Origin of the sequence: Austwickia sp. (assembly GCA_016699675.1) — a bacterium.
Lineage (GTDB): Bacteria > Actinomycetota > Actinomycetes > Actinomycetales > Dermatophilaceae > Austwickia.
Genome location: CP064985.1, coordinates 1038843 through 1060119, shown reverse-complemented (window position 1 = coordinate 1060119; position 21277 = coordinate 1038843). Strand labels below are relative to the sequence as shown.

Sequence of the window (21277 nt, the reverse complement as noted above, 5' to 3'; positions counted from 1 at the left end):
TGGGCTCAGGGACGACGGGCGAGGACCGCGCGACGATGGATGACGGAACCGGTGGGCCCGGTGGGGCCGCCGCCCCGGTGCTGGTGGCCTGCGCGCACGGCACGCGCGATCCGCGTGGCCGGCGGGCGGTGGAGGTATTCGTCGACGCCGTACGGCGTGCAGTCGACGCCGTACGGCGGGAGGCCGGCTGGCTTCCCGCCGGGTCGGGTGGGGCGGAGGTCGAGGTGTACGCGGCGTACGTCGATGTGCAGGACCCGACCCCGGCGCAGGTGCTTGCTGCGGTGAGCGGGCGCCCCGCGGTGCTCGTCCCGGTGCTGCTCAGCACCGGGTACCACGTCCAGGTCGACCTGCCGAGGGCGGCGCGTCAGGCCCCCGGGCCGACCGTGGTCGCCGCGCCGCTGGGGCCGGATGACCGGCTCGCGCGGCTGGTGGCCGACGGGTGGGCGGGAGTCGGAGTCGAGGCGGGCGACGACGTACGGCTCGTCGCGGCCGGCTCCTCGCGGCCTGAGGGCCTGGCCGACGTCGAGGAGATGGCCCGGCGACTGGCGGCGGCGCGGGGTGACGCCGTGCAGCCGGCGTACCTGTCGGCCGGTGAGCCCCGGCTCGCTGACGTGGTCGCCGCCAACCGGGCCGAGGGGCGCCGTACGGTCGCCGCGTCGTACCTGCTCGCGCCCGGGTTTTTCCAGGATCGACTCGAGGCCGCCGGGGCGGAGGTGACGACCGGGCCGCTGCTGGATCCCGCCGCCGAGCCGCCGGCGGACCTGGTGGCGATCGTGCTCGACCGGTACCGGGCGGCGGCCGGCGCGATGGGAGTCGACGGGCCGAGCTGAGCGGCGCATTAGTCTCTCGCCGCCGGCGTGGCGGCGAGGGGATCGGCGAGTCCCGCTGGCGGCGCGGCCGTATGCAGTGCCGGGGGGTGGAGCGCAGCGGGGCGGAGCGCACGCCCGCCGACCCGCGTGGTCGCTGACACGATGAGCAACGCGCTCACGAGCGCCCCGCCGATCAGCACCGGGGTGCTTGCTCCGAGCAGCGCCAGGGCCGACGCGGCGAGCACCGCGGTCATCGCGGGCCGGACGAGACCGTCCGGGGCGCCCGCGGACAGCCGCGCCCCGAGGATCGCGCCGGGGATCGCCCCGACCAGCAGCGACCCGGTCAGCGCGAAGTGGACGTCGCCGAACAGGAGGTGACCCAGCGCGGCGGCGCCCACGAGGGGGATGGCCTGGACGATGTCGGTGCCGATCAAGGCCCGGGTGCGGAGGGTGGGATAGGCGAGGAGCAGCAGCGCGATGACCAGGGAGCCGGCGCCCACCGAGGTGAGGCCGACCGCGATGCCGCCGACCACGCCGATGCCGACGGTGCGCAGGCGGCGAACCGGCAGCGGGGCAACGGCGTCGCCGCCGGTGGTGCCGACGTCGCCGACACCGGCGCCGGTGGGGGTGCCGACGGCCGAGCGGCGCGCCCGGTCGAGCAGCGGGCGACCGATCATCGCCGCCACCGACGCCAACAGGGCGACGGCGATGCCGACCTTGAGCGTGGCCGCGACCTGCGTGGCCGACGGGCCGGTGGCCAGGCGGCCGATCGCCGCCGAGGCGAGGAAGGCCGCCGGGACCGACCCGACGGCCAGCCACGCGAACAGCCGCAGGTGCACGGTGCCCCGGCGCAGGTGCACCGCCCCGGCGAAGGGCTTCATGACCAGGCTGGTGACCAGGTCGCTGGAGACGGCGGTGAGGGGTGGTACGCCGAAGACCAGCACGAGCAGGGGCGTAAGCAGGGCGCCCCCGCCCATTCCGGTGAGGCCGACGAGGAACCCGACGAGGGTGCCCGCGGCGGCGAGTTGTGGTTCGAAGGACATGAGATCTCCATGCGTGGGGTGGGCCAGCGAGCGAGGGGTTGAGGTGTGGGCGCGGCGTTCGCCGACTTATCCACAGCGACGACCGTTCGTGACCTGCGCTTTGGGTGCCATGGCACCAAAAGGGCAGGTCGTGAGCGGTCACTCTCCACAAGGGGAGGAGGGGGACGCGGGGCTCGCGGAGATCAACAGCCGCCGAGGTCCAAGCGCAGGAGATCGAGATAGGCACGGCCGACGAGAACCGGCCGCCGGCGCAGAGATTCGCCAGGCAGCGGAGGGAGAGCGGTCGTCGGCATGAAGCCAGAGTGCATAACTGAATGGAACTAGTACAACAACATCTCGTTATGTGAACAGCGTTGGTCGCTGCCGGGCACCCGATGTCACAGTCGGATCATGTCCGTTCGGTCGGTTCGACTCGGTGTCCGCCTCGTGGCGCGGCGCCATGTCGACCTCATGCGCATCGCCAGCGCAGCCGTCTGTCCGCGATGACCGCCTGACCCGCACCGCCCCCCGGCACGTCGCCGCTCGGCCCCTCGATCGGACGGGCGCCGACCTCGGACGCCCACGCGACCAAGGACCCCCGCGGCACCACAGCCGCCCTCGGCGCGCAAGCCACGTGGCGAGTACGCCGCGCACCGCCGGACGACCCCCAAGGACAACCATGACCACCCCCGCCCCCGCCGCGGCCACCCGCTCGCGGCGCCCCGACGACGACCTGCGCAGTCTCGCCGGGGCCGCCGCGCAGCGCCTCGCCGGTGCCCGCGCCGAAGACGTCATCGCCTGGGCCGCCGAGGAATTCGGCGAGCTGTGGGCCGTCGCCTGCTCGATGCAAGACACGGTCCTCGCGCACCTGGTCGGGGAAGTTGCGCCCGGAACGGCTGTGCTGTTCCTCGACACCGGCTACCACTTCCCGGAGACCCTGGCCACGCGCGACGCCGTCGCGGAGCGCTACCCGCTGCGCATCGTGGACGTCCGCGCCCGGCAGAGCGTGGCCGAACAGGACGGCGAATACGGCCCCGCCCTGCACGACCGCGACCCCGACCTGTGCTGCTGGCTGCGGAAGACCACGCCGCTGTTCGACGCCCTCGCCGACCGGGAGGCCTGGGGCACCGGCATTCGGCGTACGGAATCGGAAACCCGCACCGCCGCCACCGAGGTGAGCTACGACGAGGAGCACGGCTTGATCAAGGTCAACCCGCTGGTGAGCTGGAGCGACGCAGAAGTGGCGGGGTACGCCGCCGCGCACGACATCGTCCGCAACCCGTTGCTGGAGCGCGGCTACCCCTCCATCGGCTGCGCGCCCTGCACCCGCGCCGTCCGCCCCGGAGAGGACCCGCGCGCCGGCCGCTGGGCCGGGACAGCCAAGACCGAGTGCGGGATTCACCGATGAGCTCGGTGACCCGGCGAACGCACCCGCACGAACCGGACGCGGTGCGCGTCCAGTCCTCCGGGGGACGGTCGCGCGCGGCCGCCGTGGCCGGGCCCGGCACCCCTGGGCCCGGGAACGCGACGGCCAACCCCGGCGGGACCCTCTGGCTGACCGGGCTCTCCGGCGCCGGCAAGACCACGATCGCCACCGCCCTCGCCGACCGGCTGCGCGCTGCCGGCGTCCGCGTGGAGGTCCTCGACGGCGACGAGCTGCGCGACCACCTCTCGCCCGGGCTCGGCTTCTCGCGTGCGGACCGCGACGCGCACGTCACCCGGGTCGGCTACCTCGCCCGCCTCCTCGCCCGGCACGGCGTGATCGCGATCGTGCCGGTCATCGCGCCGTACGCCGAGGCGCGCGAGCGCGTCCGCGCCGAACACGAGGCGGACGGCGTGGCGTACCGGCAGGTGTACGTCGCGACGCCCGTCAGCGAATGCGCCCGCCGGGACGTCAAGGGCCTCTACACCGCGCACGACCGCGGCGAGGTCAGCCACCTGACCGGGGTGGACGACCCGTACGAGGCGCCCCCGGACCCGGACCTCCTCCTCGACACCACCGACCGCGACCTGGAGGGCACCGTCCGTGCCGTCCTCGCGCTGTTCACCCCCGCAGGAACTCTGATCCAGGCAGGTACCGCATGACCCTTACCACCGACCGCGCCGCAGATACTGCCCGCGCCGACCGTGCAGATCCGGCGGAGCCGGACCAGGTCGAGCGCGGCCCCGCCGCCCCGCGCAGCACCATCCGCGCCCTGGAGGCCGAGGCCATCGAGATCATCCGCGAGGTGATCGGCGAGTTCGACCGCCCCGCACTGCTCTTCAGCGGCGGCAAGGACTCCGCCGTGCTGCTGCACCTGGCCCGCAAGGCGACCGCGCCCGCCCCGCTGCCGATCGTGCTGCTGCACGTCGACACCGGCCACAACCTGGCCGAGGTCCTCGACTACCGCGACCGGGTCGTGGCCGAGGGGGGCCACCGGCTGGTCGTCGCGCGGGTGGAGGAATGGATCGCCGACGGGCGCTTGCAGGAGCGAGCAGACGGCACGCGGAACCCGCTGCAGACCATTCCGTTGCTCGACACCATCGCCGCGGAACGGTTCGATGCCCTCCTCGGCGGCGCCCGGCGGGACGAGGACCGGGCCCGGGCCAAGGAGCGCATCTTCTCCGTCCGCGACGCCTTCGGCGGCTGGGACCCGCGCCGCCAGCGGCCGGAGCTGTGGCGGCTCTACAACGGCCGGCACGCCCCCGGGGAACACGCCCGCGTCTTCCCGCTGAGCAACTGGACCGAGCTGGACGTCTGGGCCTACATCGCCGCCGAGAACGTGCCGCTGCCCAGCATCTACTACGCCCACGAGCGCGACGTGTGGCTCCGCGACGGGATGTGGCTCACGCCGGGGTCCTGGGGCGGGCCCCGGGAGGGCGAGCCCCTCGAACGACGTACGGTCCGCTATCGCACCGTCGGCGACGGCTCCTGCACGGGTGCCGTCGAATCGCAGGCGCGCACGATCGAGCAGGTCGTTGCCGAGGTGGCCGCGAGCCGCCTGACCGAGCGGGGCGCCACCCGCGCGGACGACCGGCTCAGCGAGGCCGCCATGGAAGACCGCAAGCGAGAGGGCTACTTCTGATGACCACCACCCTGGGTGCCGCGGCCGACGCTGCGGAGGCGCCGGCCCTCGCCGACGTCCGCTCGCAACTGCGCCTCGTCGTCGCCGGCTCGGTGGACGACGGCAAGTCCACGCTGGTGGGGCGGCTGCTCTACGACACCAAGTCGATCCTGGCCGACCAGTACGAGGCCATCGAGGAGGCCAGCCGCCGCCGCGGGTCGGGCGACGTCGACCTGGCGCTGCTCACCGACGGGCTGCGGGCCGAGCGCGAGCAGGGCATCACGATCGACGTGGCCTACCGCTACTTCTCGACGTCGCGCCGCTCGTTCGTCCTCGCCGATACGCCGGGGCACACGCAGTACACCCGCAACACCGTGACCGGCGCGTCCACCGCCCAGGCGGCGATCGTGCTGGTCGACGCCCGGCAGGGGGTGCTCGCCCAGACCCGGCGGCACCTGGCCGTCCTGGCGCTGCTGCGGGTGCCGCACGTCGTCGTCGCCGTCAACAAGATGGACCTCGTCGGGTGGGACCAGGGCACCTTTGATGCCGTCGCCGCCGACGTGGCCGCGGCCGCGGCGGCGCTCGGCATGGGGGACGTCCGTTCCCTCCCGGTCAGCGCCCTGACGGGGCAGAACGTCACGCCCGACGCGGTTCGCGCCGGGGTGGGTGATGCCGCGGGCGTGGGTGATGCCGCGGGGGACTGGTACGCCGGGCCCTCGCTGCTGGAGGCCGTCGAGGAGCTCGACGTCTCGCACGACGACGCGGACGCGCCGTTCCGGATGCCCGTGCAGCTCGTGGTGCGGCCCCGGACCTCCGAACACCGGGACTACCGCGGACTGGCCGGTCGGGTGGCCGCGGGTCGGCTGGCGGTCGGCGACGCCATCACCGCCTGGCCCAGCGGCCTGACGTCGCAGGTCACCGGCCTGGACACGCCCACCGGCCCGGCGGCGACCGTCGAGGCCGGGGACGCCGTCACGGTGCTGCTCGCCGACGAGATCGACGCGGGTCGCGGGCAACTGCTGGCCGCCGCGGACGCGCCGCCGCTGGTGACGTCCCGGCTGGAGGGTACGGCGTGCTGGCTCGCCGAGCGTCCCTCCGCTCCTCGGCAGCGGGTGCTCGTCAAGGCCGGTACGGCGACCGTGCGGGGACTCCTCGATCCGGTCGCCGAGGTCTGGGACGTCGACGAGCAGCGCTGGCTGCCCGCCGGCTCGGGTGCCGCGTTGAACGACATCGCGCGGCTGTCCGTGACCCTGGCCGAACCGCTGGCGGTGGATCGGTACGCCGAGTCGCGCTGGACCGGGGGCGCGCTGGTGATCGACCCCGCCTCGGGGGCCACCCTGGCGGCACTGATGATCGACGACGGCGCGAGCTAGGGCTCCGCGTCGGACCGCGAGGGACGAGTTATCCACAGGACGACCGTTCGTGACCTGCGCAAAGGGTGCCATGGCACCTAACGGGCTGGTCACGAACGGTCAGGACGGCAGCACACCTAGTGAGCCGGCGGGGTTGCCAGGTCTCCGGTCAGGTAGTGCTGTACCACCGGGCCGACGGTCGCCACCAGCTGGTCGTCCAGCGCCCCCGCGATCGGCCCGGCCTCGACCACGTGGCGCGCGATCGCCAGCCCCGTCAGTTGGGTCAGGGCGAGGGTGGCGCGGTACGCCGCGTCCGGCGTACCCAATGCCGCCGCGAGCGGGCCGACCACGTGCTCGCCCGCGTAGTCGATCAGCGTCTCGCCGAAGTCGGTCCGGGTCGACAGCGACTGCAGCACCCCGCGGGCGGCGAGGCGGCTCTCCTCGTCCGCCCAGGCCGCGAGCATCCCTCGCACGAGGGCCTCGCCGAGCCGGTCCCGCGGCTCCTCCAGGGCCCGGACCACCACCTCGCGGGGGCTGGCCGGCAGCTCCATCGCCGCGGTGAACAGGTTCTCCTTGGAGCCGAAGTAGTAGCTCAGCAGCGACGCGTCGACCCCCGCCCGTTGGGCCACCTGGCGCAGCGACGTCCCGGCGTACCCGCCCTCCGCGAACGCGCGCCGCGCCTCGCGCAGGATGGCGGCGCGCGTGTCGGCGGCGTCGGCGGTGCGGGGGCCGCGGCGCCCGGCGGAGGTGGAGGTCACGACCGCAGGGTAGATCCACCCCGCGGCGGTGACCAGCGATCCCGGGCGAGTCACAGGACTTCGTGAGGCAACCCCGGCCCAGCACGCGACGACACGCGCATTTCAACGCGTTGAAAAAAGCCGCGTCGCCGACTAGGTTCGGTGTATCACGCGCTCGGGCCGCGGGGCCCAGCGCGGGAGGGCGCTCGAGCAGCGGGGCCCTTCGCGGGAGCCGGAGGTTCGCCGATGGAGGCCATGACGTCGCCCCAGGTCGGTGCCCTGGCTCCCGCCGCCGGTCCGCCGCGAGCCGGCACCGTCCTGCGGATGGGCATCGACATTGGCTCGACCACGATCAAGCTGGTGCTCCTGGAGCCCGGCCGCGACGCCGACGGCGACCGGCTGCACTTCCAGACCTACCGGCGCCACCACGCGGACATCGCCGGCGAACTCGACGCGCTGTTCGACGACGTGCTCACCCAGTTCCCCGACGCCCTCGTTCGCGGCGCGGTCACCGGATCCGGCGGGCTGTCCGTCGCCCAGGCCGTGGGCCTGCCGTTCGTGCAGGAGGTCATCGCCGAGACCGAGGCCATCCGCCGGTACGACGCCGATACCGATGTCATCATCGAGCTCGGCGGCGAGGACGCCAAGATCACCTACCTGCACCCGGTTCCCGAGCAGCGCATGAACGGCACCTGCGCGGGCGGCACCGGCGCGTTCATCGACCAGATGGCGACGCTGCTGCACACCGACGCGAGCGGTCTGGACGCGCTCGCCGCCCGCTACGGCACCCTCTATCCCATCGCCTCGCGCTGCGGCGTCTTCGCCAAGTCGGACCTGCAGCCGCTGCTCAACGAAGGTGCCGCGCACACCGACCTCGCCGCCTCGATCTTCGCGGCGGTCGTCAACCAGACGATCGCGGGCCTCGCCTGCGGCCGCCCGATCCGCGGCCACGTCGTCTTCCTCGGCGGCCCGCTGTTCTTCCTCCCGCAGCTGCGGACGGCCTTCGAGCGCGCCCTCGCCGGGCAGGTCGAGGGCTTCCACACGCCAGCCAAGGCCCAGCTGTACGTCGCGGTCGGCGCGGCCCTGCTGGCCCGCGGCGAGCCGGTCGCCCTGGCCGACGTGGTCCGCCGCGCCCGCACCGCCGAGCGCGGCGCCGGCGAGACGCACCGGATGCGGCCGCTCTTCGCCGACGCGAGCGAACGCGCCGAGTTCGTCGCCCGGCACCGGCAGCACCAGGTGCCGCGGGCGGACCTGGGCAGCACCACCGGACCGTGCTACCTCGGCATCGACGCCGGCTCCACGACCATCAAGGCGGTGCTCCTCGACGACGAGCGCCGCCTGCTGTTCTCGCACTACGCCTCCAACGAGGGCGACCCCGTCGACGGCGCCGTACGCATCCTCACCGCCATCCGCGAGGCGCTCCCGGCGACCGCCACCATCGCGCGCACATGCGTGACTGGGTACGGCGAGGGCCTGGTCAAGGCCGCCCTGCACGCCGACGACGGCGAGATCGAGACGATGGCGCACTACCGCGCGGCCGAGTTCCTGGCGCCCGGGGTGACCAGCGTCATCGACATCGGCGGCCAGGACATGAAGTACCTGCGTATCAAATCCGGGGTCATCGACTCTATTTCTGTGAACGAGGCGTGCAGCTCCGGGTGCGGATCGTTCCTGTCGACGTTCGCCGCGACGATGGGCCGCGACATCGGCGCGTTCGCCGCCGAGGCGCTGGACGCCACGGCGCCGGTGGACCTCGGCAGCCGCTGCACCGTCTTCATGAATTCGGCCGTAAAGCAGGCACAGAAGGAGGGCGCCGGTGTCGGCGAAATCTCCGCGGGGCTGTCGTACTCGGTGGTCCGCAACGCGCTGTACAAGGTCATCAAGCTCAAGGACTCAGACCAGCTCGGCGAGCGCGTCGTCGTTCAGGGCGGCACGTTCCTCAACGACGCGGTCCTGCGGGCGTTTGAGCTCCTGACCGAACGCGAAGTCGTCCGTCCGGATATCAGCGGGCTCATGGGCGCCTTCGGGGCGGCCCTCATCGCCCGGCAGCGGTATCAGGACGGGTTGCCCGGCAGCGCCGTCGACGGCTGGGTCCGGGCGTCCCTGCCGGTCGAGCCCGACCCGCACGCGGGCCACGCCCACGACGTGGCGCGGATCGGCCACACGGTGCCGGTCGCCCTGGGGATGCCGACCCTGCGCCGGGGCCTGCCCAGCGCGACGTCGCGCCTGCTCACCCTCGACGAGCTCGCGACGTTCTCGCACGAGACCGAGCTGGGCGACTGTGCCCTGTGCCAGAACCACTGCCAGCTCACCACCTCGACCTTCGGCGACGGCTCGCGGCACGTCACCGGCAACCGCTGCGACCGCGGCGCCGACCCGGACCCGGCGTCGGCCAAGCGGCGGGCCAAGTCGACGCTGCCGAACGTGGTCGAGGCCAAGTACCAGCGGCTGTTCGCCTACCGGCGGCTCACCGAACGCGAGGCCACCCGCGGCGACATCGGGATCCCGCGGGCGCTGAACATGTACGAGAACTACCCGTTCTGGTTCACGATCCTGACCCGCCTCGGCTTTCGGGTGCAGCTGTCCGGCCGCAGCGACCACGCGCTGTTCGAGGCCGGGATGGACTCGATCCCCTCCGAGAACGTCTGCTACCCGGCCAAGCTGGCCCACGGCCACGTCGAGGACCTCGTGGCGCGCGGCGTCCGGACGATCTTCTACCCCTGCATCGCCTACGAGCAGCAGCTCGTCGCAGCCGCCGACAACCACTACAACTGCCCGGTGGTGATGAGCTACCCCGAGGTCATCGGCAACAACGTCGAGACGCTGCGCGACCACGACGTACGGCTCATCCGCCCCTTCCTGTCGCTGGCCGACCGCGAGCTGCTGGTGGACCGGCTGTGCGGGGTCTTCGCCGACTGGGGCATCGACCGGGCGGAGATGGCGGCCGCGGTGGCGGCGGGGTACGCCGAGGACGCGCAGGTCCGCGAGGACATCCGGGCGATGGGTCGCGACGCGCTGGAGGTCATGGAGCGGACCGGGACGCGCGGGATCGTGCTGGCCGGGCGCCCGTACCACTGCGACCCGGAGGTGCACCACGGCATCCCCGAGCTGATCAACTCGCTCGGCCTCGCTGTGCTCACCGAGGACTCGGTCGTCGGCCTGGGCGGCGGCAGCACCGTGGACGGCGAGCCCGTCGCGCTGGCGCCCCGGCCGCTGCGGGTGCGCGACCAATGGGCCTACCACTCCCGGCTCTACGAGGCCGCCGCCTTCGTCGGCACCCGCGACGACCTCGAACTGGTCCAGCTCAACAGCTTCGGCTGCGGGATCGACGCGATCACCGGCGACCAGGTGGCAGAGCTCCTCGCCGAGCGCGGCAAGGTCTACACCGTCCTCAAGATCGACGAGGTGTCCAGCCTGGGGGCTGCCCGGATCCGGCTCCGCTCGCTGCAGGCGGCCACCCGCGAGCGGGATGGGCAGGCCGCGGCCGGGCGGGCCGCCGAGCAGCTCGCCACGGTCGAGGCGCCGCCGGTCTTCACCAAGGAAATGGCCGAGAAGCACACGATCCTGCTGCCGCAGATGGCCCCGATCCAGTGGCGCCTGTTCGAGGCGGTGCTGCGGCGCAGCGGCTACGACGTACGGCTGCTCGAGCACGCCCGACCCGAGGCTATGGAACTCGGCCTCAAGCACGTCAACAACGACGCCTGCTTCCCCGCGATCGTGCTCATCGGCCAGCTGCTCGACGCGCTGCGCTCCGGCGAGTACGACCCCGACAACTGCACCGTCATCATCAGCCAGACCGGCGGCATGTGCCGGGCGACGAACTACGCCGCGCTGCTGCGCAAGGGCCTGGCCGAGGCGGGGTTCGCGCAGGTCCCGGTGCTGGCCCTCTCGGCGTACGGGCTCGAGGACACCCCGGGCTTCTCGTTCACCGTGCCGATGCTGCACCGCGTCATCCAGGCCATGGTGCTCGGCGACATGCTGCAGACGGCGCTGTTGCGGACCCGGCCGTACGAGGCCATCCCCGGCTCCGCCGACCGCCTCTACCGGACCTGGAACGACGTCGTGCGCGAGTACTTCATCGGCTACGGCTGGTCCGACACCCTCGGCCGGCGGGTCGGCTACCGGTGGATGATCGAGCGGATCGTCCGCGACTTCGACCGGCTCCCGCTGCGTCCCGAGCCGCGCCGACCGCGCGTCGGCATCGTGGGGGAGATCCTGGTCAAGTTCCACCCGGACGCCAACAACGACGTCGTGCGGGTCGTCGAGTCCGAGGGCTGCGAGGCGGTGCTGCCGGGCCTGCTGGGGTTCGTGCTCAACTCGGTCGCGACCGCGCACTGGAACTTCGAGCAGTACGGCGTGGGCGAGCGCGCCCGGTTCGTCAAGCGCGGGGTGAAGGCGCTGCTGGAGCGCTACCAGGCGCCGGCCGTGCGGGCGCTGCGGCGTAGCGGCAAGTTCGACGTGCCCGAGCCGATCGACGAGCTGGCCGCCAAGGCCGCCGAGGTGGTCTCGCTGGGGAATCAGGCGGGGGAGGGCTGGTATCTCACCGCCGAGATGATCAGCCTCATCGAGGAGGGCGTGCCCAACATCATCTGCGCCCAGCCATTCGCGTGTCTGCCCAACCACGTCACCGGCAAGGGCATGTTCCGGGAGCTGCGGCGCCGCTACCCCCAGGCCAACATCGTCTCCGTCGACTACGACCCCGGGGCCAGCGCGGTCAACCAGCTCAACCGGATCAAGCTGATGATCTCGACCGCGATGCAGCGCGCGGCGGTGCCGCATCACGACGACCTGGACGGTACGCCGTACGACGACGACCTGGTCAGCTACACCGCTCGCTGAGGACCCGACCGGGTTGGCGTCGGGCGGTGACCTGCGAGGACCTGGCGAGCTGGACGTACACTGCCAGCATTCGCCCCCGTGGGCCCAGAAGGAGCGCGCCGTGCCCAAGATCGAGGCCCCGACCGTTGCCGAGCACCGCGCCATGCGGCGCCGCGCGGTGGTGGACAACGCGGTGGAGCTGCTGGTCAGCGAGGGGCCGACCGCGCTGACGCCGGCGGCGGTCGCCAAGATGACGGGCCTGGCGCGGACGAGCGTGTATCAGTACTTCCCCACGAGCGGCGAGCTGTTGGGCGCCGCCATCGAGCAGCTGTTCGTGGCCAGCCAGGCCGACCTGGATGCCGCGCTGAGCCGGGCCGGACAGGACGTGGACGAGCGCATTGCGGCGTACGTGCGGGCCACCCTGGAGACGGCCCGCCGTGGGCACTCCCCGACGCGGCTGGTAGGGGTCGAGCTGCCCGCCGCCTGCCGGGTGCGGCTGCGGGAGCTCCACGACGAGGTGGCCCGGCCGCTGCGCGAGATCGTCGCGGCGTCAGGGGCCGAGGATGTCGCGACGACCACCGCGCTGGCGAACGGGGTGATCGCGGGCGCCGTGGCGCTGGTCGAGCACGGCGCCGACCTGGAGCGGACCACCCGGGAGACCCTGCAGTTCCTGCAGCGGGCGCTCCGCGACGGAGTCGTCGGCCATCCCGCTCGACCGTCCTGACACCAGCACGCCCCGGCTCGGGGTCGTGGGCCCCATCGCCGGGGGCTGACGGCGTTGCACGTCGTGCCGTCGATGCCCGCCCGCAAGGCGCTGATGGCCGAGCGCTCGGACGCGTTCCTGGCGCTGCTCGGCGGGTTCGGGACGTTCAAGGCGGTCATGGAGATCCTCACCTGGAGCCAGCTGGGGCTACACCGCAAGGGCGTGGGCTTCCTGCCGCTCCGACCGGAGCGCTATCGCCTCAGGGCACCCCGAACTCACCGATCGGAGCGGGCGGACGATGGGCGGCTTGAGCGGACGCAACTGACACCACGGCGGTCCCATGAGGCCTTTCATGGTCGGCCAGCGCATGTGCTGGTACCGGTTCGGTCCGGGCGGCCTCGCACCCGCGGCGAATGCCACCGGAGTGACCGGCGGTGACGTCGATTCCGTCAACGGCTGTCGGCTGCGGCGAGTCGGGCGACCACCGCAGCTGCGGGGCCCTCCGCGGCCGCCCGCCAGCCGGACCCGGCCCACAGGGACACGCCGCCGATGTCGCCGGCCGCGGCCGACTCCGCCCGCAACGGCTTGGTCAGTTGGTCGACGACGGGATACGCCGCGGGCGCCTGCTCCGAATGCTCCAGCGCAAACCGGTTGGCCAGGCCTCGCGCCGGGCGTCCCGAGAACGCGCGGGTCACGGTCGAGCGGAGTGCCGGGTCGGTCAGCCCCAGGCGGTGGGCGGAACTGGTCCCGGCCTCCTCGGTCAGGAGAAAGGCCGTGCCCACCTGCACCGCCGCGGCGCCCGCCGCCCGCGCCCGGGAGACGTCCCCGGCCGTCGTCACGCCACCCGCGGCGATCATCGGCAGCCCCACTTCGGAAAGGACGGGCAGCAGCGCGAGATGGTCGAGTTCGTTCGGGACGTCCGCCACGTCGTGCGTCGACCGGTGCCCGCCGGCGTCGAAGCCCTGCACGACCAGCGCGTCGGCGCCCACCTCCCGGGCCGCGCGCGCCTCGGCGAGGTCGGTGACCGTGACCCACACCGCCGTGCCGACGGCCTGCAGATCCTCGACCACATTCCCGCCCGGCACCCCGAAGGTGAACGACACCACCGGCACCGGGTCCACCAGCGTGAGGAGGGCGATCTTTTCCTCCCAGCCGTCGTCGTCGGCCCAATTCGGCTCCGGCAGCGTGACGCCCAGCCGGGCGGCGTCGGGGGCGAGAGCTCCGCGGTACGCCGCGACGTGGGCCCGAAGGGATTCCAGCTCAGCGCCGTGTGGCGCCCGGCCCGGCACGAACACATTGACCCCGAAGGGGCGACTCGTCAGCTCCCGAGTGCGGGTGATCTGGTCGGAGAGGGCGGCCGCGGGCACGTAGCCGGCCGCCAGGAAGCCGAGCCCGCCGGCGTCGGCGACGGCGGCCACCAGCTCCGGGGTCGATGGCCCGCCGGCCATCGGGGCGGCCACGACGGGCGCCGGCAGAACGGTCGGGTCAGTGACGTCGAATCGCACGGCCATGACTCCCACGATGGCACGGGGGCAACCTCCGGTGCGCCCCAGATGCTCGTGATCAGGTGAGAAGGTCAAGCGGACCTGCAGCGAGACACAGGAGGCGCGCGATGGGCGGTTCATGGAGTCGGCGCCGGCGCCCCGGCGGCGGTACCGAGGGGGGCGCTGATGGCGGCGACACGCTGTCCGGCGTCCCGCGCCGCGTGGCGTTGGCGGTCACCGCCTCGTACGTCGTGCTGACGGCCGCCGGCGGGGTCGGCGGGGACCACCCGCTCGTCGCGGCCGGGATGCCCAGCCCGCGGGGCACGGCGATCACGGGACCGGGGTCCGCGAGCCCCACCGCCGCGGGCTCGGGCGAGGCCGGGTCGCCGCCCGCCCTTACCGGGACCTGCACCGCGTTCGCGGCGTTGATGCCCGAGGACGCGTGGGCGCGTCGACCGCCCGCACGGCCCTGGACGCCTGGCTACGCACCGCCGCCCAGGAGTGGTCCGACCCCGCCCTGGCCTGGCGGGCCGCGCAGGACCTGAGCGACCGGGTGACGTGGCGGACCGAGCGGCGCGAATTGGTCGCCCACCAAGGGCCGAACGGCACCTGGTTCGTCCTGTCAGGGCGTAGTTGCCACTGAGCTAGGGGAGCGCGAGCCCCATTGGGGGAATCTCGCCTGACCCTGCGTCGGGGTCGGGTCAGGGGCCGCTCGGGGTGCCACCCGATGGTCGCGTCCCCGCGACCCGGCCAGAGTGGAGTTATCGCCGAAGGGGCCCTCCGCCCAGCGATGACAGACCGCACTCGACCCGCGACCGGACCGCACTCCGGACCCGAGGGGTCACGCCCGAAAGGACCGCACGATGAACTCCGTCCACACCGCCATGGCGAAATCCGGCCTAGTCCGCGGCGACGACCGCTGGCTCGGCGGCGTCTGCTCCGGGCTCGCCGCCAAGTTCGGCACCGACACCGCCGCCGTACGACTGGTCATGGTGCTCCTCCTGCTGCTCCCCGGCAGCCAACTGATCATCTACCCGCTGCTGTGGTTCGTGATGCCGGACCAGCCCACGGCGCGGCGCCTCCTGTCGGCGGGGGAGCCCCAGCCGGCTCCGCCGTACTTCACCAACCCCGCCAACGGCACGGGCCCCCAGGACACGATCCACTGAGGGCCACCTCGGGGAGCTGGGCCGCAGGCACCGGAAATAATCACCCCGTGAGCGAATCCCCTCCCACCGCGCAGCCCGGGCCCTCCGCCCGGGCTGCGGCGCGCGCCCGGCTGTGGCGCCATGGCCGGCTGGCCGAGGAGGACTTCCTCCTTGGGCAGCTCGACGTCCACCTTGCCGAGCCCGACAGCCTGGCCTGGGTGGACCTGGTCGCGCCGGATCCGCAAATGCTGGCTCAGCTCGCCGAGGAGCTGGGGATGACGCCGCAGGCCGTCGACGCCACCCTCGCGCACCGGGAACGCCCCAAGGCCATCCGGCACGGCGACCGGGTCTTCCTGACCATGTACGCCACCTCGCTCACCCCGCCGTCCGACGGCGCCTTCGCCGGCGCGCACGAGTCACGCCTCGAACTGGCCAAGATCAGCGTGTTTGCCCTGCCGCGGGCCCTCGTGACGATCCGGCCCGACGAGCGCTTCGACATGGCCGAGGTGACCGCTCGGTGGGACGACAACGCCGCACTCATCGAGGACACCGGCGGCGACGGAATGGGGGCCCTTCTGCACGGTCTCCTCGATGCCGTGGTGGACAGCCACTTCGACACGATCCAGCAGCTCGACGACGCCGTCGAGGCCATCGAGGACGTCCTGTTCGACACCGACGTCCGCACCGCGCAGGTGCAGCGGTCGACGTACCGGATCCGCAAGGAACTCGTCGAGCTCCGCCGCGTGGTGCTGCCCATGCGGGAGCTGGTCAACGGCGTCCTGCGGCATCGCACCGCGCTCCCCGAGGCCGAGCGCAACGCGCCGGCCGAGGCGCTGCTGCGGCCGTGGTACGACGACCTGTACGACCACGTCCTGCGCGCCGCCGAGTGGACCGAGTCGCTGCGCGACATGGTGACTTCGCTCTTCGAGACCAACCTGTCGCTGCAGGACGCGCGGCTCAACACGGTGATGAAGAAGCTGGCCGCGTGGGCGGCCATCATCGCCGTCCCTACGGCGGTGACCGGATGGTTCGGGCAAAACGTGCCGTACCCCGGCTTTCAGGAGGTCTCGGGGCTCTGGCAGAGCGTGGCGCTGGTCGTCATCGGTTCGCTCGGGCTGTACGTCGTGTTCAAGCGGCGCGACTGGCTCTGAGGCCCGCCGGTGCGACCAAGCGTTCCGCTCCGCGCGTCGGGGGTGCCACGGCAGGGTCGGACGACCCACAATGGTGACGGCCATACGTGCGGCGTACTGCGTTGATCAACAAGGGAACTCGCGTTCACTCACGATGATGTGCAGCCGTGCGTGTGCCGGCCCGCGCCCGCCGCCATGCGGCCCGGCAGGGGACAACGGGCGTACCGCCCGCGGGGTGGGAGTTCAAGGGCTGGAGACGGGCTATGCAGCGCAGACGGATACTCGTCGTCGATGACGAAGCGCAGATTCGTCGGGTTCTCCGGGCCTACCTCGAGGCGGACGGTTTCGCGGTCGAGGAAGCCGGCTCCGGGGCGGAATCCCTGGCGGTGGTCGCTCGGGCCGCGCCGGTGCTCATCCTCCTCGACGTCGGGCTGCCGGACATCGACGGCATGGAGGTCCTCCGCCGAATCCGGGCCGTCAGCGACGTCTATGTGATCCTAGTCACCGCCCGCAGCGAGGAGCTGGACAAGCTCGTGGGTCTGACGATCGGCGCGGACGACTACGTCACGAAGCCGTTCAGCCCCCGGGAGGTCGTGGCCCGCGTCAACACGGTCCTGCGCCGCGACCCCTCGATGCGCGGCTCGAGTCCGGCCAGCGCCGTCGACCCCGATGAGCTGCGACGCTTCCCCGGATTGATCATCGACTCGCGCAGCCGGGAGATCCACGTCGAGGGCCGGGAGGTGCCCCTCTCGACGCTGGAGTTCGACCTCCTGTGGGCCTTGGCCGAGGACTGCGGGCGGGTGTTCTCCCGCGCCCAACTGCTGGAGCGGGTCTGGGGCTACGACTTCTACGGCGACGAACGCGTCGTCGACGTGCACGTCCGCAACATCCGGCGGGTGCTGCGCGACGACGCCGCGCGCCCGCGCATCATCGGCACGGTGCGCGGGGTGGGTTACAAGTTCCTGCTGCAACCCGGTGCCGGGCCGGGCGGCGGTGGTGAGCGCACGGCCGGCGGGGGGATGGGTAGTCGGGTGGGGTCGCCGGCCCCGCAGTGGTGACCGGTGACCCGGCCACGGGCGCCGGCGGTGGTGCCGCGCTGAACGGCGGGTCCGGGGTCCGTCAGGCTGCTCCGCCGCTGCCCAGCCGGTGACGGCATGAAGCGCATGTACCTGCGCTCGGTCGGCTCACACGCCGCGGTCGCGTTCGTCGCGCTCGGGGTCACGCTGGGCGTCATCCGCCTGACCGATGCCCCCTGGTGGGTGGGGGCGGCTGCCGGTGGCGTCGTGGCCCTGGCGGCCGCCTGCGCGGCGGCGTACCGCCTGATCCTGCCGCTCACCCGCCTTCGCGATGCCGCCGCCACCCTCGGTGCCGGCGATTACGACGAACCGCTGCCGACGGTGTACGGCAGCCTGGGTGGGCTGGTGACCGATCTCAACCGGCTGCGAGGCGCCCTCGCGGACACCGAAACCCGTCGGCGCCGGCTGTTGGGCGAGGTCGCCCACGAGATGCGGACGCCGCTGACGATCATCGACGGGTACGTCGAGGGGATGATGGACGGCATCATCCCGGTGGACGCCGAGGAACTCGGTCACGTCACCGACGAGGTACGCCGACTGAGGCGCCTGTCCGACGACCTGTCCGCCCTCTCCCGCGCGGAGGAGGGCCGCCTCGAGCTGCGTCCCCTCCTGTTCGACCTGCGCGGGGTCGTGGTCTCGGCCACCGAACGCCTCCGCCCCCAGGTGGAGGACGCGGGGCTACGGATCGACGTGCGGCCGGGTTCGGAGTTGGTGCCGGTGTACGTCGACCCCGATCGCCTCTCGCAGGTCGTGCGCAACCTGGTCGGCAATGCGGTGCGGGCGACGACTTCCGGCGGCACGATCACCGTGCGCGTCGGCCGGTCGGGGCGGTGGACCTGGTTTTCGATCCGAGACAGCGGCGAGGGGATCGATCCCGCCGATCTGGAGCGGATCTTCGAGCGCTTTTATCGGGTGGCCGGTCGGCGCGAAAATCGGGGGGAAACGGGTTCCGGCATCGGCCTCACCATTGCCCGCGAAATCGTTCGGGCGCACGGCGGTGAACTCGTCGCGCGCAGCAGCGGGCGCGGCAGCGGAGCGGAGTTCATCGGCTGGCTGCCGGCGATGGTCTAGCCGGCCGCGGTCAGCCGAGCAGCCCTGCGCTGGCCCACGCCGGCAGCACGGACTGCGTGAAGTTGCTCTGCGTGAAGTTGGACTGGGTGAAGTTGGACTGCGTGAAGTTGGACTGCGTGAAGTTGGACTGCGTGAAGTTGGACTGCGTGAAGTTGGACTGGGTGAAGTTGGACTGGGTGAAGTTGGACTGGGTGAAGTTGGACTGGGTGAAGTTGGACTGCGTGAAGTTGCTCTGGGTGAAGTTCGACTGCGTGAAGTTGGACTGCGTGAAGTTCGACTGCGTGAAGTTCGACTGCGTGAAGTTCGACTGCGTGAAGTTCGACTGGGTGAAGTTGCTCTGCGTGAAGTTCTCCGCGAGCGGGGCGGCCTGAGCGGTGGCGCCGAACCCGCCGACGACGGCGAGGCTGAGCGTGGCGGTGGCGATGGCGGTGCGGGTGCGGAACATCGGGATTCCTCCTGGCTAACTGGTCTTGATGTCGCGACCAAGACAATCGACCGTGCGTTAAAGCCGGAGTAGGCCTGTGATGAAGTTTGCGTGAAACGCAGAGAGTACCCCTTCGGCGTTCGCAATGCACCGGCCCGAGACGAGGTTCGGAGCCTGACAGCGATATCCAGACGCGAGCTTGACGTTCGTTCGACCTGAACTAGGGGGTAACTTTGCGTTAGGTCGGACGCCCGGTAGACATATGGTCGGACGTCCAACTCCTATCGATCAAACAAATGTCCAGAGTCGATCAGTGCTGGTCGCGCAGGGCGTCGAGGATTCCCGGCTCGGGTGCCCCCAGGAGGGGAGTGCGATGGGTGGTGACATCCCACGCGGCCTTCACGGCTGCCAGTGTCTCGCGTTGTTCCCCCGCCGCCCACGTCGCGGCGCTCGCGCGCCCGGACTCGTCGCCCACTCCGACAGCGTCCAGCCCCAAGGCCCGGCAGACAGCAAGGGCCCGCAGAACGTGATAACTCTGTGACGCAACGATCGCGGACCGCACTCCGAAAACTCTCTGGGCCCGGTAACACGAGTCATGGGTAGCCAGCCCCGCGAAGTCGGCGACCACGCGGTCGGCGGGCACCCCCGCGTCGATCAGGTAGGTGCGCATGGCGGTGGGCTCGTCGTACGCCTCGCTGCGGTTGTCGCCGGAGACGAGGACGACCTTGACGGCGCCGCGGGCGTAGAGGTCCCGGGCCAGGTCCAGGCGCGCGGCGAGGTACGGGGTGGGAGTGCCGTCGGCCCTCAGACCGGCGCCGAGGACGAGCGCCACGTCCTTGGCGGGCACCGAGGCCACGTCGTACGTCCGGCCGGCGGCGGACGAGCTCACCCAGGCGCCGGAACCCGCGACGGCGGCCGCGACCGCGACGACGCCAAGGCCCGCCGCCCACGCCCCGCGGCGAAGCCAGTGACGGCCGGCGAGACGCCGCACGGCGACCTACCTCAGCACCGAGCCTGTCGCTACGGTGCGCGGCTCGCCCGCGTCCTCCAGCTCCACCTCGCCCTCGCAGACGACGCCGGAGCCGAACGTCCAGTCCCCCTCGACGGTCAGCGACGTGCAGCCGCGCAGCGACGGCGCGCCCTGGGCGAAGCGCGCCTCGAAGTCGGCGATCCGCTTGTAGTAGCGGGAGTCGAGGTCGATGAGCGGCTCGGCCCGGGCAATCCGCTGCACGGCGCCGTCAGCGGTCACGTCGTAGACGTCCGAGCGCAGCAGGAGCAGGTCGTTGGTGGTCTTCACAGGCAGGAACCGGTCCCGCCCGACCTCCAGGGCCAGGGCTCCCTCGAAGACCTCGACGGCCGCGCCCATCGCCGTCTCGATCTGGAACACCTCGGGCGAGCCCGGGTCGGTGGGGTCCACGGTCTTGACGTTGCGGATCAGCGGCAGGCCGAGGACCCCGCCCCGCTCGGTGAGCACCGCGAGGACCTGTTCCAGGTCGAACCACAGGCTGTTGGTGTTGAAGAAGGCGTGCCGGGCCTCGTCCGTGAACGACGCCATGTCCTCGCTGGCGGTCTGGGCGCTCTCGCGCAGGATGATCCGCTGGTCGCTACGCCGTACGGCGAGGTGGCCCCCCTTGCGATCCGCCGCCGTCCGACGGCAGACCTCCACGGCGTACGGCGCCCCGGACTGCGCGAACCAGCCCGCAATCCGCGCGTCCGGCACCGCGCCGAGGTTGTCCGAGTTGCTGACCGTGGCGTAGCGGTAGCCCTGGTCCACCAGGGAGCGCAGCAGCCCCGACGCGAGCAGCGCCGTGTAGAGGTCGCCGTGCCCCGGGGGGCACCATTCGAGGCTGGGGTCCGCCGGCCACTCCACCGGCGTCAGGTCGTCGGTGCGCAGCTTGGGTTCCTGGTTCTGGACGAAGTCCAGCGGTACGCCGTCGGTGGCGATGTCCGAATGCGCGGCCAAGGCCGCCAGCGTGTCCGTGGACGTGCGGAAGCTGTTCATGAAGATGAGCGGGAGGCGCGCGCCGTACGTCGTGCGGGCCGAGCGCACCTGTTGGCAGATGAGGTCGAGGAAGCTCGCGCCCTCCCGGACCGGCAGCAGCGACTTGGCCTGCTCCATGCCCATGGACGTGCCGAGGCCGCCGTTGAGCTTGAGGATGACCGTCTTGCCGAGGGCCTCGCGGGCCTGCTCGTCGCTGACCTCGATGTCCGCGAGCCTGGTGGGTTGGGGTAAGGGGTCGATGTCCGACTCGGCGATGAGGCCGGTCGCGCCCCCCTCGAGTTCGCCGTAGTAGTGGCTGAAGACGTCGATCGCCTCCTGGCTCACTCCGGCCTCGGCCATCTTCGATTGCGCGCCCGCCAAGCCCTCCGCACTCATGGCGCCAGCCTAGTAGTCACCGGCGTAAACGTCCCTTCGATAACGTTGGGTTAAGCGCTAACTCGATCACTTAATCCAACGTTAT

19 protein-coding genes are annotated in these 21277 nt (G+C 72.2%); 13 read left to right on the top strand and 6 right to left on the bottom strand.

The window, feature by feature from the left end; translation table 11 throughout:
- Window positions 1-35 precede the first annotated feature (35 nt).
- Window positions 36-830, top strand: coding sequence for a cobalamin biosynthesis protein CbiX (locus IPK37_04940; GenBank protein QQS01760.1), 795 nt, complete (start codon window positions 36-38; stop codon window positions 828-830).
- 8 nt (window positions 831-838) lie between these two features.
- Here the strand turns inward: IPK37_04940 and IPK37_04935 are convergent, their stop codons facing one another.
- Window positions 839-1852: a sulfite exporter TauE/SafE family protein gene (locus IPK37_04935; GenBank protein QQS01759.1), complete on the bottom strand. Its 1014-nt coding sequence runs from the start codon at window positions 1850-1852 to the stop codon at window positions 839-841.
- A 658-nt stretch (window positions 1853-2510) separates the two neighbouring features.
- Here IPK37_04935 and IPK37_04930 point away from each other — a divergent pair.
- The 4 genes from IPK37_04930 to IPK37_04915 are packed head-to-tail and all read left to right on the top strand — an operon-like array spanning window position 2511 to window position 6248.
- Window positions 2511-3239: a phosphoadenylyl-sulfate reductase gene (locus IPK37_04930; GenBank protein ID QQS01758.1), complete on the top strand. Its 729-nt coding sequence runs from the start codon at window positions 2511-2513 to the stop codon at window positions 3237-3239.
- A complete protein-coding gene (gene cysC, locus IPK37_04925; GenBank protein QQS01757.1) occupies window positions 3236-3916 on the top strand; it encodes an adenylyl-sulfate kinase in 681 nt (226 codons plus the stop codon). The genes IPK37_04930 and cysC overlap by 4 nt, the downstream gene beginning before the upstream one ends.
- Complete coding sequence (locus IPK37_04920; GenBank protein ID QQS01756.1) at window positions 3913-4896, top strand: sulfate adenylyltransferase subunit 2; 984 nt, start codon at window positions 3913-3915, stop codon at window positions 4894-4896. The genes cysC and IPK37_04920 overlap by 4 nt, the downstream gene beginning before the upstream one ends.
- Window positions 4896-6248: a 50S ribosome-binding GTPase gene (locus tag IPK37_04915; protein ID QQS01755.1), complete on the top strand. Its 1353-nt coding sequence runs from the start codon at window positions 4896-4898 to the stop codon at window positions 6246-6248. The genes IPK37_04920 and IPK37_04915 overlap by 1 nt, the downstream gene beginning before the upstream one ends.
- Window positions 6249-6364: 116 nt before the next feature.
- Here the strand turns inward: IPK37_04915 and IPK37_04910 are convergent, their stop codons facing one another.
- Window positions 6365-6985, bottom strand: coding sequence for a TetR family transcriptional regulator (locus IPK37_04910; protein ID QQS01754.1), 621 nt, complete (start codon window positions 6983-6985; stop codon window positions 6365-6367).
- A gap of 1992 nt (window positions 6986-8977) precedes the next feature.
- Here IPK37_04910 and IPK37_04905 point away from each other — a divergent pair.
- The 3 genes from IPK37_04905 to IPK37_04895 all read left to right on the top strand — a co-directional run bounded on the left by IPK37_04905 (window position 8978) and on the right by IPK37_04895 (window position 12923).
- Window positions 8978-11803 (top strand): 2-hydroxyacyl-CoA dehydratase, encoded by a 2826-nt coding sequence (locus tag IPK37_04905; protein QQS02680.1) that lies wholly within the window; start codon window positions 8978-8980, stop codon window positions 11801-11803.
- Between the two features lie 100 nt (window positions 11804-11903).
- Window positions 11904-12506 carry a TetR/AcrR family transcriptional regulator gene (locus tag IPK37_04900; GenBank protein QQS01753.1) on the top strand — a complete coding sequence of 201 codons (603 nt, stop codon included), beginning with the start codon at window positions 11904-11906 and terminating at the stop codon, window positions 12504-12506.
- Window positions 12507-12578: 72 nt separating this feature from the next.
- Window positions 12579-12923 carry an LOG family protein gene (locus IPK37_04895; GenBank protein QQS01752.1) on the top strand — a complete coding sequence of 115 codons (345 nt, stop codon included), beginning with the start codon at window positions 12579-12581 and terminating at the stop codon, window positions 12921-12923.
- Between the two features lie 11 nt (window positions 12924-12934).
- Here IPK37_04895 and IPK37_04890 read toward each other — a convergent pair whose 3' ends face one another.
- Entirely contained in the window at window positions 12935-13996 is a 1062-nt protein-coding gene (locus IPK37_04890) for a nitronate monooxygenase (protein ID QQS01751.1), read from the bottom strand.
- Window positions 13997-14411: 415 nt separating this feature from the next.
- On the opposite strand from IPK37_04890, the gene IPK37_04885 reads away from it, so the two are divergent.
- From IPK37_04885 to IPK37_04865, 5 genes are all read left to right on the top strand, one after another.
- Window positions 14412-14612, top strand: a complete 201-nt coding sequence (locus tag IPK37_04885; protein ID QQS01750.1) for a hypothetical protein — start codon at window positions 14412-14414, stop codon at window positions 14610-14612.
- A 220-nt stretch (window positions 14613-14832) separates the two neighbouring features.
- A complete protein-coding gene (locus IPK37_04880) occupies window positions 14833-15135 on the top strand; it encodes a PspC domain-containing protein (protein ID QQS01749.1) in 303 nt (100 codons plus the stop codon).
- Window positions 15136-15182: 47 nt separating this feature from the next.
- Window positions 15183-16265 carry a magnesium transporter CorA family protein gene (locus IPK37_04875; GenBank protein ID QQS01748.1) on the top strand — a complete coding sequence of 361 codons (1083 nt, stop codon included), beginning with the start codon at window positions 15183-15185 and terminating at the stop codon, window positions 16263-16265.
- A 242-nt stretch (window positions 16266-16507) separates the two neighbouring features.
- Window positions 16508-17302, top strand: a complete 795-nt coding sequence (locus IPK37_04870; GenBank protein ID QQS01747.1) for a response regulator transcription factor — start codon at window positions 16508-16510, stop codon at window positions 17300-17302.
- 96 nt (window positions 17303-17398) lie between these two features.
- Complete coding sequence (locus IPK37_04865) at window positions 17399-18391, top strand: HAMP domain-containing histidine kinase (GenBank protein ID QQS01746.1); 993 nt, start codon at window positions 17399-17401, stop codon at window positions 18389-18391.
- Window positions 18392-18401: 10 nt separating this feature from the next.
- Here IPK37_04865 and IPK37_04860 read toward each other — a convergent pair whose 3' ends face one another.
- From IPK37_04860 to IPK37_04850, 3 genes are all read right to left on the bottom strand, one after another.
- A complete protein-coding gene (locus IPK37_04860; GenBank protein ID QQS01745.1) occupies window positions 18402-18836 on the bottom strand; it encodes a pentapeptide repeat-containing protein in 435 nt (144 codons plus the stop codon).
- Window positions 18837-19125: 289 nt separating this feature from the next.
- Complete coding sequence (locus tag IPK37_04855) at window positions 19126-19806, bottom strand: YdcF family protein (protein QQS01744.1); 681 nt, start codon at window positions 19804-19806, stop codon at window positions 19126-19128.
- A 6-nt stretch (window positions 19807-19812) separates the two neighbouring features.
- A complete protein-coding gene (locus IPK37_04850) occupies window positions 19813-21192 on the bottom strand; it encodes a UTP--glucose-1-phosphate uridylyltransferase (protein QQS01743.1) in 1380 nt (459 codons plus the stop codon).
- Between the last annotated feature and the right edge of the window lie 85 nt (window positions 21193-21277).

Excerpts from the sequence above, each read along its gene's own strand:
- IPK37_04865 (QQS01746.1), top strand. The coding sequence starts at position 17,399 with ATGAAGCGCATGTACCTGCGCTCGGTCGGCTCACACGCCGCGGTCGCG.
- IPK37_04860 (QQS01745.1), bottom strand. The coding sequence starts at position 18,836 with ATGTTCCGCACCCGCACCGCCATCGCCACCGCCACGCTCAGCCTCGCC.
- IPK37_04890 (QQS01751.1), bottom strand. The coding sequence starts at position 13,996 with ATGGCCGTGCGATTCGACGTCACTGACCCGACCGTTCTGCCGGCGCCC.
- IPK37_04915 (QQS01755.1), top strand. The coding sequence starts at position 4,896 with ATGACCACCACCCTGGGTGCCGCGGCCGACGCTGCGGAGGCGCCGGCC.
- IPK37_04920 (QQS01756.1), top strand. The coding sequence starts at position 3,913 with ATGACCCTTACCACCGACCGCGCCGCAGATACTGCCCGCGCCGACCGT.
- IPK37_04930 (QQS01758.1), top strand. The coding sequence starts at position 2,511 with ATGACCACCCCCGCCCCCGCCGCGGCCACCCGCTCGCGGCGCCCCGAC.
- cysC (QQS01757.1), top strand. The coding sequence starts at position 3,236 with ATGAGCTCGGTGACCCGGCGAACGCACCCGCACGAACCGGACGCGGTG.
- IPK37_04895 (QQS01752.1), top strand. The coding sequence starts at position 12,579 with ATGCCCGCCCGCAAGGCGCTGATGGCCGAGCGCTCGGACGCGTTCCTG.
- IPK37_04850 (QQS01743.1), bottom strand. The coding sequence starts at position 21,192 with ATGAGTGCGGAGGGCTTGGCGGGCGCGCAATCGAAGATGGCCGAGGCC.
- IPK37_04870 (QQS01747.1), top strand. The coding sequence starts at position 16,508 with ATGCAGCGCAGACGGATACTCGTCGTCGATGACGAAGCGCAGATTCGT.
- IPK37_04940 (QQS01760.1), top strand. The coding sequence starts at position 36 with ATGGATGACGGAACCGGTGGGCCCGGTGGGGCCGCCGCCCCGGTGCTG.
- IPK37_04880 (QQS01749.1), top strand. The coding sequence starts at position 14,833 with ATGAACTCCGTCCACACCGCCATGGCGAAATCCGGCCTAGTCCGCGGC.
- IPK37_04935 (QQS01759.1), bottom strand. The coding sequence starts at position 1,852 with ATGTCCTTCGAACCACAACTCGCCGCCGCGGGCACCCTCGTCGGGTTC.
- IPK37_04905 (QQS02680.1), top strand. The coding sequence starts at position 8,978 with ATGGGCGCCTTCGGGGCGGCCCTCATCGCCCGGCAGCGGTATCAGGAC.